Origin of the sequence: Klenkia sesuvii (genome assembly GCF_037083825.1) — a bacterium.
Lineage (GTDB): Bacteria > Actinomycetota > Actinomycetes > Mycobacteriales > Geodermatophilaceae > Klenkia > Klenkia sesuvii.
This window is the reverse complement of record NZ_JBAPLU010000003.1, coordinates 163,955-179,661: the sequence shown is the minus strand read 5'-3', so window position 1 is coordinate 179,661 and position 15,707 is coordinate 163,955. Positions and strand designations below refer to the sequence as shown.

12 protein-coding genes are annotated in these 15,707 nt (G+C 74.3%); 11 read left to right on the top strand and 1 reads right to left on the bottom strand.

The features are described from left to right. Window positions 1-27: 27 nt before the first annotated feature. Entirely contained in the window at window positions 28-432 is a 405-nt protein-coding gene (locus TEK04_RS04390) for a cupin domain-containing protein (protein ID WP_207506727.1), read from the bottom strand. Between the two features lie 73 nt (window positions 433-505). On the opposite strand from TEK04_RS04390, the gene TEK04_RS04385 reads away from it, so the two are divergent. From TEK04_RS04385 to TEK04_RS04335, 11 genes are all read left to right on the top strand, one after another. Beyond that, the gene (locus tag TEK04_RS04385; RefSeq protein WP_336403094.1) at window positions 506-967 is read left to right on the top strand and encodes a hypothetical protein; all 462 of its coding nucleotides are present in this window, start codon (window positions 506-508) and stop codon (window positions 965-967) included. 9 nt (window positions 968-976) lie between these two features. Further along, a complete protein-coding gene (locus TEK04_RS04380; protein WP_336403093.1) occupies window positions 977-2,635 on the top strand; it encodes an FAD-binding dehydrogenase in 1,659 nt (552 codons plus the stop codon). A 29-nt stretch (window positions 2,636-2,664) separates the two neighbouring features. Beyond that, complete coding sequence (gene hisI / locus TEK04_RS04375) at window positions 2,665-3,030, top strand: phosphoribosyl-AMP cyclohydrolase (RefSeq protein WP_336403092.1); 366 nt, start codon at window positions 2,665-2,667, stop codon at window positions 3,028-3,030. After that, on the top strand, window positions 3,017-4,516 hold the full coding sequence (locus TEK04_RS04370; protein ID WP_336403091.1) for an anthranilate synthase component I: 1,500 nt from the start codon (window positions 3,017-3,019) through the stop codon (window positions 4,514-4,516). The genes hisI and TEK04_RS04370 overlap by 14 nt, the downstream gene beginning before the upstream one ends. Further along, window positions 4,513-5,115 (top strand): TIGR02234 family membrane protein, encoded by a 603-nt coding sequence (locus TEK04_RS04365; protein ID WP_336403090.1) that lies wholly within the window; start codon window positions 4,513-4,515, stop codon window positions 5,113-5,115. Before TEK04_RS04370 ends, TEK04_RS04365 begins: the two co-directional genes overlap by 4 nt. Before the next feature lie 130 nt (window positions 5,116-5,245). Continuing rightward, the gene (gene trpC / locus TEK04_RS04360) at window positions 5,246-6,043 is read left to right on the top strand and encodes an indole-3-glycerol phosphate synthase TrpC (protein WP_432277314.1); all 798 of its coding nucleotides are present in this window, start codon (window positions 5,246-5,248) and stop codon (window positions 6,041-6,043) included. Between the two features lie 80 nt (window positions 6,044-6,123). Further along, entirely contained in the window at window positions 6,124-7,482 is a 1,359-nt protein-coding gene (trpB, locus tag TEK04_RS04355; protein WP_336403088.1) for a tryptophan synthase subunit beta, read from the top strand. Continuing rightward, window positions 7,479-8,282, top strand: a complete 804-nt coding sequence (gene trpA, locus TEK04_RS04350; protein ID WP_336403087.1) for a tryptophan synthase subunit alpha — start codon at window positions 7,479-7,481, stop codon at window positions 8,280-8,282. Before trpB ends, trpA begins: the two co-directional genes overlap by 4 nt. Continuing rightward, the gene (lgt, locus tag TEK04_RS04345) at window positions 8,279-9,193 is read left to right on the top strand and encodes a prolipoprotein diacylglyceryl transferase (RefSeq protein ID WP_336403086.1); all 915 of its coding nucleotides are present in this window, start codon (window positions 8,279-8,281) and stop codon (window positions 9,191-9,193) included. Before trpA ends, lgt begins: the two co-directional genes overlap by 4 nt. 326 nt (window positions 9,194-9,519) lie before the next feature. Further along, the gene (gltB, locus tag TEK04_RS04340) at window positions 9,520-14,199 is read left to right on the top strand and encodes a glutamate synthase large subunit (RefSeq protein ID WP_336403085.1); all 4,680 of its coding nucleotides are present in this window, start codon (window positions 9,520-9,522) and stop codon (window positions 14,197-14,199) included. Continuing rightward, window positions 14,192-15,676 (top strand): glutamate synthase subunit beta, encoded by a 1,485-nt coding sequence (locus tag TEK04_RS04335; RefSeq protein WP_336403084.1) that lies wholly within the window; start codon window positions 14,192-14,194, stop codon window positions 15,674-15,676. Before gltB ends, TEK04_RS04335 begins: the two co-directional genes overlap by 8 nt. Window positions 15,677-15,707 lie beyond the last annotated feature (31 nt).

Sequence of the window (15,707 nt, the reverse complement as noted above, 5' to 3'; positions counted from 1 at the left end):
CGACGCCCCCGGACGGCCCGGTGCGGCTCAGGCCGGCGGCTCGTCCTTGCCCGACTCCTCGAGCTCGTCGGCCTCCTCCTTGGTGTGGTGCACCGCGCCGTCGGCGTGGTCGGCCGGGCCGTACACGGTGTAGAGCACCCACGGGTTGGGGCCGTCGTTGACGAAGTTGTGCTTGGTGCCGGCCGGGACGACGACGATCTCGCCCGGCTTCACCGTCTTCGTGGAGCCCTCGATGACGGCCTTGCCGACGCCGCTCACGAAGCTGAGGATCTGGTCGTTCTCGTCGTGCACCTCCTCGCCGATCTCCCCGCCCGGCGGGATGGTCATGATCACCAGCTGGGTGTGCTCGCCGGTCCAGAGCACCCGACGGAAGTCGGCGCTCTTCTCGGCCACGGTCGCGATGTCGAAGTGCACGATGTCCTTGGCTGCCATGCCGCCCCCTTGCCCCGCGGGGATGTGGATCATTCACGGGCCGGTGCTGGTGGGGGCCCTACAGTGCGCAGGCATGGCGAAGCAGTCGCGGTCCGCGCCGGTGCGGCGGTCGCCCCGGGCGGCCCGGCGCACCCCCACCCGTGCCCCGCTGCCGCCCGAGCGACCGGTGGTCGCGGTGTGCGCCGCGGTGCTCGGGGTGCTGGTGGCCGCCGAGGTGCTCTACCTGACCTGGCTGCTGGCCGCGCCCGACGCCGACCTCGTGGGCGTCCCCGGCTGGGTGGTCGTGGTGCTCGTGGTCCTGGCCCTCTGGCCGCTGGCCGGTGCCGGCCTGGTGGTGCTCGGCCGCTGGCCCGGCTGGGCGGTGCTGGTCACCGGCAGCGTCCTGCCGCTGCTCGGGCTGCTGGGCGTCGCGGCCCTGTTCGGTTCGCTGGGGGCCGGCTCGGCCACCTGGTGGGCGCTGCTGCTGGCGGTCGGGCCCCTGGGCGGGGTCGTCCTCGGCGCGCAGCGCCCCGTGCGGGTGTGGACGGCTCGCTAGCCTCACCCCGTGACCACCGACACAGCCGACGTCGTCGTCGTCGGGGCCGGCCTGGCCGGGCTCGTCGCCACCGCGGAGCTCGCCGACGCCGGGAAGCGGGTGCTGCTGCTGGACGCCGAGCCCGAGCAGGACCTGGGTGGCCAGGCGCACTGGAGCTTCGGCGGGCTGTTCCTCGTCGACTCCCCGGAGCAGCGCCGGCTGCGGGTGCACGACTCCCTGGAGCTGGCCCGGCAGGACTGGCTGGGCACCGCCGGCTTCGACCGGCCCGAGGACCACTGGCCCCGCCAGTGGGCCGAGGCCTACCTGCAGTTCGCCGCGGGGGAGAAGCGGGCCTGGCTGCACCAGCAGGGCGTGCGGTTCTTCCCGGTCGTCGGCTGGGCCGAGCGCGGCGGGTACACCGCCACCGGCCACGGCAACTCCGTGCCCCGCTTCCACATCGTCTGGGGCACCGGCCCCGGCGTCGTGGCGCCCTTCGAGCGGCGGGTGCGGGCGGCCGCCGCCCGCGGCCTGGTCGAGTTCCGGTTCCGGCACCGGGTCACCGGGCTGGTCACCAGCGACGGGGCGGTCACCGGGGTGCGCGGCGAGGTGCTCGAACCCGACGACGCCCCGCGCGGGGAGGCCACCTCGCGCACCGCGACGGGGGAGTTCGAGGTCGCCGCGCAGGCCGTCGTCCTCACCACCGGCGGCATCGGCGGCAACCACGAGCTGGTCCGGCGCAACTGGCCGGCCCGCCTCGGGCCGGTGCCGCGGCGACTGCTGTCCGGGGTGCCCGCGCACGTCGACGGCTCGGGTCTGCTGGCCGCCCAGGCGGCGGGCGCCAGCGTGGTCAACCCCGACCGCATGTGGCACTACACCGAGGGCATCGAGAACCACACGCCGATCTGGGCCCGGCACGGCATCCGCATCCTGCCCGGACCCAGCTCGCTCTGGCTGGACGCCACCGGCAAGCGCCTGCCCGTGCCGCTCTACCCCGGCTTCGACACCCTCGGCACGCTCGCCCACATCGGCACCACCGGGTACGAGCACACGTGGTTCGTGCTGGACCAGAAGATCGTGGAGAAGGAGTTCACCCTCTCCGGGTCCGAGCAGAACCCCGACCTCACCGGTAAGGACCTCAAGCTCCTGCTGACCCGGGTGCGGCCGGGGGCCGCGGCACCGGTCCAGGCGTTCCTGGACTCGGGGGTGGACTTCGTGACCGCCCCGACGGTCGCCGAGCTGGTCGAGGGCATGAACCGGGTCACCGGCGGCACCCCACGGCTGGACCCCGCCGTCGTCGAGGCCGAGGTCGTCGCCCGGGACCGCGAGATGGCCAACGCCTTCTCCAAGGACGGCCAGGTCACCGCGATCCGGGCCGCCCGCCGGTTCCTCGGCGACAAGCTCATCCGGGTGGTGCCCCCGCACCGCATGCTGGACCCCGCGAACGGACCGCTCATCGCCGTCCGGCTCAACCTGCTCACCCGCAAGACCCTCGGTGGGCTGGAGACCGACCTGTCCGGGCGGGTCCTGCAGCCCGGCGGCGCGGTGTTCGAGGGCCTCTACGCGGCGGGTGAGGTGTCGGGGTTCGGCGGCGGCGGCATGCACGGCTACCGCTCGTTGGAGGGCACCTTCCTCGGCGGGTGCCTGTTCTCCGGGCGGACGGCGGGCCGGGCGGTGGCCGCCGCGCTCTGACGTCGGTCCCGGCTGGGAGGATGGTCGGCGTGCCCGACGTCCCACCTGCCCTCGACCCCGCCGTCGCCGACCTCCTGCGCCGCACCCCCGACGGCCTGGTCGCCGCGGTCGCCCAGCAGCACGACACCGGCGAGGTGCTGATGCTCGCGTGGATGGACGACGAGGCCCTGCGCCGCACGCTGGCCACCGGCCAGGCCACCTACTGGTCGCGCAGCCGCGGCGAGTACTGGGTCAAGGGCGCCACCTCCGGCCACCACCAGGCCGTGCGCGGGGTGCGGGTGGACTGCGACGGCGACGCGCTGCTGCTGCTGGTCGACCAGACCGGGCCGGCCTGCCACACCGGCGAGCGCAGCTGCTTCCACCGCTCCCTGGAGGTGTCCCGTGCGGCTGGGTGAGACCACCCCGTTCGACGCCCTGGGCGCCGGTCCCGTCGTCCCCGTCACCCGGCGGCTGCTGGCCGACTCCGAGACCGCGGTGGGCGTCTACCGCAAGCTCGCCGGCAACCGGCCGGGCACGGTGCTGCTGGAGTCGGCCGAGCAGGGCAAGCAGTGGTCCCGGTACAGCTTCGTCGGCGTGCGCAGCGCCGGGGTGCTCACCGAGCGCGGTGGGCGCACGCAGTGGCTGGGGGAGACGCTGCCCGGGGTCACCGACGACCTCCCCGAGGACCCGTTGGCGGCCGTCCGGGTGCTCGCCCGGCGGCTGCGCACCCCCCGCGCAGCCGGCCTGCCCCCGCTGACCGGGGGGCTGGTCGGGTACCTGGGGTACGACGTCGTCCGGCGGCTCGAGCGGCTGCCGGTCACCGCCGCCGACGACCTGGGCATGCCCGAGCTGGCGATGAGCCTGGTCACCGACCTCGCGGTGCTCGACCACCACGACGCCACCGTGCTGCTCATCGCCAACGCGTTCAGCACCACCCGGGAGGCCTACGACGACGCGGTGGCCCGGCTCGACGCGATGGCCGCCGACCTCGCCCAGGCCGCACCGCCCGGGGTGGCCGCGCTGGTGACCGCCGACCCCGCCACCGTCTACGACGGCGTCACCAGCAACATGGCCCCCGGGGCGTACGAGGCCGGGGTCGAGGCGGTGCGCGAGCACGTGCGGGCCGGCGACGTCTTCCAGACCGTGCTGGCCCAGCGCTTCACCCGGCCGACCACGGTCGACGCCCTCGACCTCTACCGCGTGCTGCGGGCCAGCAACCCCTCGCCGTACATGTACCTGCTGCGCTTCGCCGGTCGCGAGTCGCCCTTCGACGTCGTCGGGTCCTCCCCGGAGGCGCTGGTCACCGTCACCGGCGAGCAGGCCGTGGTGCACCCGCCGGCCGGCACCCGCCCCCGCGGGGGCGGTCCGGAGGAGGACGCGCGGCTGACCGAGGAGCTGCTGGCCGACCCCAAGGAGCGGGCCGAGCACGTCATGCTGGTCGACCTGGCCCGCAACGACCTGGGGCGGGTGTGCGTGCCCGGCACCGTCGAGGTCGCCGACTTCATGCGGGTCGAGCGGTACAGCCACGTCATGCACCTGGTGTCCACCGTGGCCGGCCAGGTCGAGCCCGGCCGCGACGCCCTCGACGTCTTCGACGCGACCTTCCCCGCCGGCACCGTGTCCGGGGCGCCCAAGCCGCGGGCGATGGAGGTCATCGAGTCGCTGGAGCCCACCCGGCGGGCGCTGTACGCCGGCACGGTCGGCTACGTCGACGCCAGCGGGGACATGGACATGGCCATCGCGATCCGCACCGCCGTGCTGCACGCCGGTACCGCGTACGTGCAGGCCGGCGCGGGCGTGGTGGCCGACAGCGACCCCGTGGCCGAGGAGGCCGAGACCCGGCACAAGGCGCGCGCGGTCCTCTCGGCGATCGCGACCGCCGAGGGGCTGCGCGAGCTGTGAACGCCCGCCGCGAGCTGACCGTCGCGGTGCTGCTGTGCGCCGCGGCGGGCGGGGTGGCGCTGTCGGCCGGCGGGCAGGTGTGGGCGCGCGTCGCCGTCGTCCGGGAGGCGCCGCTGCCACCGGTGTCGGCCACCCTCACCGGTGGCCAGCTGGCCCCGCTGCTGCCGGCCACCGGGTTGCTGATGCTGGCCGCGGCGGTGGCGCTGTTCGCCGTGCGCGGGTGGGGGCGGGTCGTCCTCGGGGTCGTGGTCGCCCTGGCCGCCGGCACCGCCGCCGTCTCGGCGCTGCGGGTGCTGCTCGGCGGGGTGGCGGTGGGCCCCGGTGACCTGCCCGCGCAGGTGGGCCTGCAGGGGTCGACGACGAGCTCGGAGGTGGTCGCCGGTTGGCCGGCGCTGGGGTTGCTGGCCGGGGTGCTGGGCCTGCTGGGCGGCCTGCTCGTGGTGCTGCGCGGGCGGGGCTGGGCCGGCATGGGGCAGCGCTACCAGCGCGCGGGCGCCGCACCCCGCCGGCCCGAGACGGCCGAGGACCGCCACCAGGCCGCCTGGAAGGCGCTCGACGGCGGGACCGACCCCACCGACGACGGCGGCGCCCTCCGGTGACCCGTACCCGGCTGCCCCGACGACCGGCCGGCCTCTCTATGGTGTCCACACCGATCCGACCGGGTGAGGGAGCAACCCTGATGAGCCGTACCGCACTGCAGTCCCCGGGCGCCCGGTCGTGAACGTGCTCATGGACATCGTCGCCGGCGTGCGCGAGGACGTCGCCGCCCGGCAGGCAGCCCTCCCGCTGGCGGAGGTGCAGGCCGCCGCGCGCGACGCCCGCCCCGCCCTCGACGCCCTGGCCGCGCTGCGCGCGCCCGGCGTGGGCGTCATCGCCGAGGTCAAGCGCACCAGCCCGTCCAAGGGCGCGCTGGCGTCCATCGACGACCCCGCCGCACTGGCGGCCCGGTACGCCGACGGCGGTGCGCGGGTCATCAGCGTGCTCACCGAGCGCCGCCGGTTCCACGGCAGCCAGGCCGACCTGGCCGCCGTCCGGGCCGTCGTCGACGTCCCGGTGCTGTGCAAGGACTTCGTCGTGTCCAGCTACCAGGTGCACGAGGCCCGGGCGATCGGCGCCGACGTCGTCCTGCTCATCGTCGGGGCGCTGGAGCAGAACGCGCTGGTCGGCCTCCGCGAGCGCATCGAGTCCCTGGGCATGACCGCCCTGGTCGAGGTGCACACCGAGGCCGAGGCGTCCCGGGCGCTGGAGGCCGGTGCCTCGGTCATCGGGGTCAATGCCCGCGACCTCACCACCCTCGAGATGCACCACGAGACCTTCGAGCGCATCGCCCCCGGCCTGCCCACCGACGTGGTGAAGGTGGCCGCCTCCGGCGTCCGCGGACCGCGCGACCTGATCAAGTACGCCGGCGCCGGCGCCGACGCCGTGCTGGTCGGCGAGGGCCTGGTCACCGCTCCCGACGCGCGCCAGGCGGTCGCTGACCTGGTCACCGCCGGGTCGCACCCCGCCACCCCCCGCGCCGCCCGATAAGGCCCCCTCGCCCCCCACCACTCGCGAGCTCGCGGCGGGCCCCTGCCAGGGGGCCGTACGCGGACGAGCCACAATGAGGCGTGACCACCACCGCACCCGTGCCCCCGCCCGACGCGAGCCTGCTGCGGCCGCGCCCGGAGTGGCCGGACGCGACCGGCCACTTCGGCCGGTACGGCGGCCGGTTCGTGCCCGAGGCGCTGATCGCCGCCCTCGACGACCTGACCGAGGCCTACGAGGCCATGCGGGTCGACCCGGTGTTCCTGGCCGAGTTCGAGCGCCTGCACCGCGACTACACCGGCCGCCCCTCGCCCATCACCGAGGTGCCGCGGTTCGCCGAGCACTGCGGCGGCGCCCGCGTGCTGCTCAAGCGCGAGGACCTCAACCACACCGGCTCGCACAAGATCAACAACGTGCTGGGCCAGGCGCTGCTCACCCAGCGCATCGGCAAGAAGCGGGTCATCGCCGAGACCGGCGCCGGTCAGCACGGCGTCGCCACCGCCACCGCCGCGGCTCTGCTGGGCCTGGAGTGCGTGGTCTACATGGGCGAGGAGGACACCCGACGGCAGGCGCTCAACGTCGCCCGCATGCGGCTGCTGGGCGCCGAGGTCGTGCCGGTCACCACCGGTTCGCGCACCCTCAAGGACGCCATCAACGAGGCCTTCCGCGACTGGGTGACCAACGTGGAGACCACCAACTACGTGTTCGGCACCGTCGCCGGCCCGCACCCGTTCCCGGCGATGGTCCGCGACTTCCAGCGCGTCATCGGCGACGAGGCCCGGGCCCAGCTGCTCGAGCGCGAGGGGCGGCTGCCCGACGCCGTGCTCGCCTGCGTCGGCGGCGGCTCCAACGCCATCGGCATCTTCACCGCCTTCGTGCCCGACGCCGAGGTCCGGCTGGTCGGGCTGGAGGCCGGCGGCGACGGCGTCGAGACCGGCCGGCACGCCTCCTCCATCACCGGCGGCGACCCGGGGGTGCTGCACGGGGCCCGCTCCTACCTGCTGCAGGACGCCCACGGCCAGACCGTGGAGTCGCACTCGATCTCCGCCGGCCTGGACTACCCCGGCGTCGGCCCCGAGCACAGCCACCTGCACGACCTGGGCCGCGCGGAGTACCGGCCGGTCACCGACAGCCAGGCCATGGAGGCCTTCGCGCTGCTGTGCCGCACCGAGGGCATCATCCCGGCCATCGAGAGCGCGCACGCCCTCGCCGGGGCCATCCAGGTGGGTCGCGAGCTGGGCGAGGGTGCCCTGCTGCTGGTCAACCTCTCCGGCCGCGGCGACAAGGACGTCGAGACCGCCAGCGCGTGGTTCGGGCTGGGCACCGACACCGCACCCACCGACACCGACGAACGCGCGGTCGAGGCCGGCCGCGGCGCCGACCCGGGCCCGCCGCTGGGCGGGCCGGCCGAGACGACCGTGCAGGACGGGGACGCGCTGTGAGCGCACTGCACGACCGGATCCGGCAGGCCAACGAGGAGGGCCGGGCCGCCCTCATCGCCTACCTCCCGGTGGGCTACCCGACGGTCGAGGACTCGGTGGCGGCCATGGTGGCCGCCGTCGAGGGCGGCGGGGGCGGGCTGGGCGCAGACGTCGTGGAGATCGGGGTGCCCTACTCCGACCCGGGCATGGACGGCCCGACCATCCAGGAGGCCGTGGACGTGGCCGTGCGGGCCGGCACGGGCATGGCCGACGTGCTCACCGCGGTCTCGGCGGTGGCCGCCGCCGGTGCCGTCCCGGTGGTGATGAGCTACTGGAACCCCGTCGAGCGCTACGGCGTCGAGCGGTTCGCCACCGACCTGGCCGCCGCCGGGGGAGCGGGCGCGATCACCCCCGACCTCATCCCCGACGAGGCCGCCGACTGGCTGGCCGCCAGCGACGCGGCCGGGCTCGACCGCGTCTTCCTGGTCGCGCCGTCCTCGACCGACGCCCGCCTCGCCGCCACCGTGCGCGCCGCCCGCGGGTTCGTCTACGCCGCCTCCACGATGGGCGTCACCGGCACCCGGGACAGCGTGGGCGACACCGCCCAGGTGCTGGTCGAGCGCACCCGCGGCGTCGGCGCGGACACCCCGGTCTGCGTCGGCCTGGGGGTCAGCAACGGCGACCAGGCCGCCGAGGTGGCCGCCTTCGCCGACGGCGTCATCGTCGGGTCGGCCTACGTGCGGCAGCTGCTCGACGGGCACGGCCCCGACGGCGTGCGCGCACTGTCGGCCGACCTCGCCGCCGGGGTGCGCCGCCGGTGACCGCCGAGCTGCTCGCTTCCATCCCGAGCCCGTCCCAGGGGGTCTGGCACCTCGGGCCCTTCCCGCTGCGGGCCTACGCGCTGTGCATCATCGCCGGCATCGTGCTGGCCGCCTGGCTCACCGAGAAGCGGTTCGTCGCCCGCGGCGGGGCGCCCGGCGACGTCCTCGACATCGCGGTGTGGGCGGTGCCCTTCGGCATCGTCGGCGGCCGGCTCTACCACGTCATCACCACGCCCGAGCCCTACTGGGGCGAGAACGGTGACCCGGTCCGCGCGCTCTACATCTGGGAGGGCGGCCTGGGCATCTGGGGCGCCATCGCGCTGGGTGCCGTCGGGGCGTGGATCGCCTGCCGGCGCCGCGGCATCCCGCTGCCGGTCTTCGCCGACGCCCTGGCACCGGGCCTGCTGGTCGCCCAGGCCGTGGGGCGGCTGGGCAACTGGTTCAACCAGGAGCTGTTCGGCGCCCCCACCGACCTGCCGTGGGGCCTGGAGATCGACCCGCAGTTCCGACCGGCCGGGTACGAGCAGTTCGCCACCTTCCACCCCACGTTCCTGTACGAGCTGCTGTGGAACCTGGCCGCCGCCGCACTCGTGGTCTGGGCCGACCGCCGGTTCCAGCTCTCCCACGGCCGGGCCTTCGCGCTCTACGTCGCCGCCTACTGCCTGGGGCGCGGCTGGATCGAGACGCTGCGCATCGACACCGCCGAGCGCTTCTTCGGGGTGCGGCTCAACGTGTTCACCGCGGTCGTCGTCGGCCTGGCCGCCGTCGCCTACCTGGTCTGGCAGCGCGGCCGGCCGCGCGAGCAGCTGACCCGGGGCGCCGAGGCCGCCGCCCGGGCGGGGGAGGACGACCCGGAGCCGACCGGCAGCACCCGGGCGCGCCCGGAGGACGGCCCCCGCGAGCAGACCTGAACGAGACGTTCGCCTCACCTCCCGGGCGTGTCGGATCCGTGACGGTTCTGTGTACTCTCGGCGCGCAGCCACCCGGAGATCCCGGGCGGTGAGCCGACGTCGGAACCGGGCCAGCGACGCCCCGCGCCACGACAACCCGCGGGCTTCGCCTGCGGTGCGCGCGACACCCGACATCCGGCCACCCAGCCGATGCCGTCCGAACCACCGAACCACCCGGTGCGCCAGCCCCCTGCCTGCCCCTGACCACCACCCGGCCGGGCCCCTCGGGCCCCCGCCCCCGCTCCGGCCCGCCGGACGCGGAGGGACAGCCGTTCGACGGGAGTGACATGTCCACCTCCAGCACGCCGAACCAGGAACTCGCTCCCACCGGGGCCCCGGCCGCGACCCGTGTGCCGTTCTCCGCCGTCCCGTCGGCCACCGGCCTCTACGACCCGGCCAACGAGCACGACGCGTGCGGTGTGGCCTTCGTGGCCGACGCGCAGGGTCGCCGGTCGCGGTCGATCGTGGCCATGGGCCTCACCGCGCTGCACAACCTCGACCACCGCGGTGCGGCGGGTTCCGAGCCCAACTCCGGTGACGGCGCCGGGATCCTCACCCAGGTGCCCGACGCCCTGCTGCGGGCCGAGGTCCAGTTCGACCTGCCGCCGCTGGGGGAGTACGCCGTCGGCGTCGGCTTCCTGCCGCAGGACGCCGCCGAGCGCGCCGAGCGCGTGGCCGACGTCGACCGGTTGGCCGGCGAGGAGGGCCTCGTCGTCCTCGGCTGGCGCGAGCTGCCCATCGACCCCGAGGGCGCCGACATCGGCCCCACCGCGCTGGCGGTCATGCCGCACTTCGCGCAGCTGTTCGTCGCCGAGGCCACCAAGGCCCGCGCCGACGAGACCGCCTTCGGCGGCACCGCGGTCAACCACGGCGTCACCCGGCTCGAGCGGCGCGCGTTCGTCCTGCGCAAGCGGGCCGAGCGCGCCGCCACCGAGGCCGGCAGCTCGCTGTACTTCGCCTCGCTGTCCTCGCGCACGATCACCTACAAGGGCATGCTGACCACCGACCAGCTGCCCGCGTTCTTCCCCGACCTGACCGACGAGCGCTACGCCTCGGCGATCGCGCTGGTGCACAGCCGGTTCTCCACCAACACCTTCCCGAGCTGGCCGCTGGCCCACCCGTTCCGGGCCATCGCCCACAACGGCGAGATCAACACCATCAAGGGCAACCGCAACCGCATGCGGGCCCGCGAGGCCAAGCTGCACACCGACCTGTTCGACGGTCCGGCCGGTCCCGCCTCCGAGCTGGGCCTCGAGCGCATCTTCCCGCTCACCGCCGGTGACTTCAGCGACTCGGCGACCTTCGACGAGGTGCTCGAGCTGCTGCACCTGTCGGGCCGCTCGCTGCCGCACGCGGTGCTCATGATGATCCCCGAGGCGTGGGAGAACCACGCCGAGATGGATGCCGCCCGCCGGGCGTTCTACCGCTTCCACTCCGCCGTGATGGAGCCCTGGGACGGGCCGGCGTGCGTCTGCTTCACCGACGGCACGCTCATCGGGGCGGTGCTCGACCGCAACGGCCTGCGCCCGGGTCGCTGGTGGCGCACCAAGGACGACGTCGTCGTGCTGGCCTCGGAGGTCGGGGTGCTCGACATCCCGGCCGCCGACGTCGTCGCCAAGGGCCGGCTCAAGCCCGGCCGCATGTTCCTGCTCGACACCGCGCAGGGCCGCATGGTCAGCGACGACGAGGTCAAGGGCGCCCTGGCGGCCGAGCACCCCTACGACGACTGGCTGCACGCCGGGCTGATCCACCTGCCCTCGCTGCCCGAGCGCCGCCGCTCCCGGCCCAGCCACGAGTCCGTCGTCCGGCGGCAGCTGCTGTTCGGCTACACCGAGGAGCAGCTGCGCGTCCTGCTGCAGCCGATGGCCGCCAGCGGCGCCGAGCCGATCGGCTCCATGGGCACCGACACCCCGGTGGCCGCGCTGAGCGACCGCTCCCGGCTGCTCTACGACTACTTCAACCAGCTCTTCGCCCAGGTGACCAACCCGCCGCTGGACGCCATCCGCGAGGAGCTGGTGACCAGCCTGGGCCGCACCTTCGGGCCCGAGGGCAACCTGCTGGAGGCCCGCCCGGCGTCCTGCCGCCAGGTCGTGCTGCCCTACCCGGTCATCGACAACGACGAGCTGGCCAAGATCCTGCACATCGACGACGACGGCGACCTGCCCGGCTTCGCCGCCGTCCGGATCACCGGCCACTTCGACGTCGACGGCGGTGGCGAGGCGCTGAAGCAGGCCGTGCGCGACCTGCAGACCAAGGTCAGCAAGGCCATCTCCGCCGGCGCCCGGGTCATCGTGCTCTCCGACCGCGACTGCGACGAGAAGCGCGCGCCCATCCCGTCGCTGCTCATGACCGCTGCGGTGCACCACCACCTGGTGCGCGAGCGCACCCGCATGGAGGTCGGCCTCGTCGTCGAGTCCGGCGACTGCCGCGAGGTGCACCACGTCGCCCTGCTGCTGGGCTACGGCGCCGCCGCGGTCAACCCCTACCTGGCGTTCGAGAGCGTCGAGGACCTCATCCGCGACGGCCTGCTCACCGGGGTGCAGCCGGCCCAGGCCGTGCGCAACGTGGTCAAGGCCATGGGCAAGGGCGTCCTGAAGGTCATGAGCAAGATGGGCATCAGCACCGTCGGCTCGTACACGATGGCCCAGATCTTCGAGGCCGTCGGGCTCTCCCACGACGTGGTCGAGGAGTACTTCACCGGGACGTCGTCCACCCTGGGCGGCGTCGGCCTCGACGTCCTCGCCGAGGAGGTGGCCATGCGCCACCGCCGGGCCTACCCCTCGAACCCGACCGAGGTCGCCCACCGCAAGCTCACCGTGGGCGGTGAGTACCAGTGGCGCCGCGAGGGCGAGATCCACCTGTTCAACCCCGAGACGGTCTTCCTGCTGCAGCACGCCACCCGGTCGCGCCAGTACGACGTCTTCCAGAAGTACACCGACGCCGTCGACCAGCTGTCCAAGGACGCCTCCACCCTGCGCGGGCTGTTCTCCTTCAAGGAGGGCGTGCGCCCGCCGGTGCCGCTCGAGGAGGTCGAGCCGGCCAGCGAGATCGTCAAGCGGTTCTCCACCGGGGCGATGAGCTACGGCTCCATCTCCGCCGAGGCCCACCAGACCCTCGCCATCGCGATGAACCGCCTGGGCGGCAAGTCCAACACCGGTGAGGGCGGGGAGGACCCCGACCGCTTCACCCCCGACGAGAACGGCGACCTGCGCCGCTCGGCGATCAAGCAGGTGGCCAGCGGCCGCTTCGGGGTGACCAGCGAGTACCTGGTCAACGCCGACGACATCCAGATCAAGATGGCCCAGGGCGCCAAGCCCGGCGAGGGTGGCCAGCTGCCGGGCTCGAAGGTCTACCCGTGGGTGGCCCGCACCCGGCACTCCACCCCCGGCGTCGGCCTGATCTCCCCGCCGCCGCACCACGACATCTACTCCATCGAGGACCTCAAGCAGCTCATCCACGACCTCAAGAACGCCAACAACGAGGCGCGGGTGCACGTCAAGCTCGTGTCCGAGGTCGGCGTGGGCACGGTCGCGGCGGGGGTGTCCAAGGCGCACGCCGACGTCGTCCTCATCTCCGGGCACGACGGCGGCACCGGCGCGGCACCGCTGACCTCGCTCAAGCACGCCGGGTCCCCGTGGGAGCTCGGCCTGGCCGAGACCCAGCAGACGCTGCTGGTCAACGGGCTGCGCGACCGCATCACCGTGCAGGTCGACGGCCAGATGAAGACCGGCCGCGACGTCGTCGTCGCCGCCCTGCTGGGCGGTGAGGAGTTCGGCTTCGCCACCGCGCCCCTGGTGGTCAGCGGCTGCGTGATGATGCGCGTCTGCCACCTGGACACCTGCCCGGTCGGCGTCGCCACCCAGAACCCCGAGCTGCGCAAGCGCTTCACCGGCCAGCCCGAGTTCGTCGTCACGTTCTTCGAGTTCCTGGCCGAGCAGGTGCGCGAGATCCTCGCGCAGCTGGGCTTCCGGTCCATCGAGGAGGCCGTCGGCCAGGTCGAGGTGCTCGAGACCCGCGCCGCCGTCGACCACTGGAAGGCCGCCGGGCTGGACCTCGCGCCGGTGCTGGCCCTGCCGGAGCTGCCCGAGGGCGCCCCGCGCCGCCGGGTCCGCGGCCAGGACCACGGTCTGGACGTCGCGCTGGACCAGACGCTCATCCAGCTGTGCGAGGGTGCGCTGCTCGACGCCCGCCCGGTGAGCCTGCAGCTCCCGGTGCGCAACGTGAACCGCACGGTCGGCACGATGCTGGGCGCGATGGTCACCCGCCGGTTCGGCGGCGCCGGTCTCCCCGACGGCACCATCGACCTCACCTTCGAGGGGTCGGCCGGTCAGTCGTTCGGCGCCTTCGTGCCCGCCGGCATCACGATGCGGCTGCACGGGGACGCCAACGACTACGTCGGCAAGGGCCTGTCGGGTGGCCGCATCGTCGTCCGGCCCGACCCCGCGGCCAGCTTCGCCGCCGAGGACGCCGTCATCGCCGGCAACGTGATCGGCTACGGCGCCACCGGCGGGGAGATCTTCCTGCGCGGGCGGGTCGGCGAGCGCTTCTGCGTCCGCAACTCCGGCGCGCTGGCGATCGTCGAGGGCGTGGGCGACCACGCCTGCGAGTACATGACCGGCGGCCGGGCGATCATCCTCGGCGAGACCGGGCGCAACGTGGCCGCGGGCATGAGCGGCGGCATCGCCTACGTGCTCGACCTGGCCGTGCACCGGGTCAACGGCGAGATGGTCGACGTCGAGACCCTCTCGACCGAGGACTCGCTCTGGCTGCGGGACACCCTGGCCCGCTACCGCGAGGAGACCGGCTCCAGCGTGGCCGCCTCGCTGCTGGCCGACTGGGGCCGCTGGTCCGAGCGGTTCAGCGTGATCATGCCGCGGGACTACCGACGTGCCCTGGAGGCCCGCCGGGCCGCCGAGGCCGCCGGGTACGACGTGGATCGAGCTGTGATGGAGGCGGCACGTGGCTGACAGCACCGGGTTCCTGAAGTACGAGCGGACGACGCCGCCCCGGCGACCCGTCGACGTCCGCATCCGGGACTGGAAGGAGGTTTACCTCGAGCGCCAGGCCGGCGGCGAGGAGGCCTTCACCTCCGCCACGCTGCGCACCCAGGCGGCCCGCTGCATGGACTGCGGCATCCCGTTCTGCCACCACGGCTGCCCGCTGGGGAACCTCATCCCCGAGTGGAACGACCTGGTGCGCCGCGACGACTGGCGCGAGGCGATCGAGCGGCTGCACGCCACGAACAACTTCCCGGAGTTCACCGGGCGGCTGTGCCCGGCGCCCTGCGAGGGGTCGTGCGTGCTCAACCTGACCGAGGCGCCGGTCACGATCAAGCAGATCGAGGTCGAGATCATCGACCGCGCCTTCGCCGAGGGGTGGGTGGAGCCGCAGCCGCCGGCGGAGCTGTCGGGCAAGAAGGTCGCCGTCGTCGGTTCCGGGCCGGCCGGCTTGGCCGCCGCCCAGCAGCTGACCCGGGCCGGCCACGAGGTCACCGTCTTCGAGCGGGCCGACGCCGTCGGCGGGTTGATGCGCTACGGCATCCCCGAGTTCAAGATGGAGAAGCGGCACCTGGACCGGCGGCTGGACCAGATGCGCGCCGAGGGCACGCGGTTCGTCACCGGGGTGGAGGTCGGCGCGGCCGGCTCCGACGTCACCGTGGAGCAGCTGCGCGGCGACTTCGACGCCGTCGTCCTGTCCGGCGGGGCCACGATCGGCCGCGACCTCCCGGCCCCCGGCCGCGAGCTGGCCGGCATCCACCTGGCCATGGAGTTCCTGCCCTACGGCAACCGCCAGGGCCTGGGCCAGCTCGACGACCCGCCGATCAACGCGGCCGGCAAGCACGTCGTGATCATCGGCGGCGGTGACACCGGCGCCGACTGCCTGGGCACCTCGCACCGGCAGGGCGCCGCCTCGGTGGCGCAGCTGGAGATCATGCCCGAGCCGCCGACCTCGCGCGGGCCGCGGAACCCGTGGCCGACCTACCCGATGATCATGCGGGTGTCCTCCGCGCACGAGGAGGGCGGCGAGCGGATCTACGCGGTCAACACCGAGCGGTTCGTCGACGACGGCCACGGCCACGTCAAGGCCGTGCTGGTGCACGACGTCGAGATGGTCGACGGGAAGTTCCAGAAGATCGAGGGCACCGAGCGCGAGCTCCCCGCCGACCTGGTGTTCCTCGCGATGGGCTTCACCGGTGCGCAGAAGGAGGGCCTGGTCGAGGGCCTCGGCGTCGAGGTCGACGGGCGCGGCAACGTGGTGCGCGACGCCGAGTTCATGTCGACCGTGCCCGGTGTGTTCGTGGCCGGTGACATGGGCCGCGGGCAGTCGCTCATCGTCTGGGCCATCGCCGAGGGCCGCGCCGCCGCCGGCGCGGTGGACGCCTGGCTGACCGGCTCCTCGATGCTCCCGCGGCCGATCACCCCGACGGCCGTTGCCCTGCGCTGAGGTGCATTCGCGCTGGTAGGACGTCCAAGAC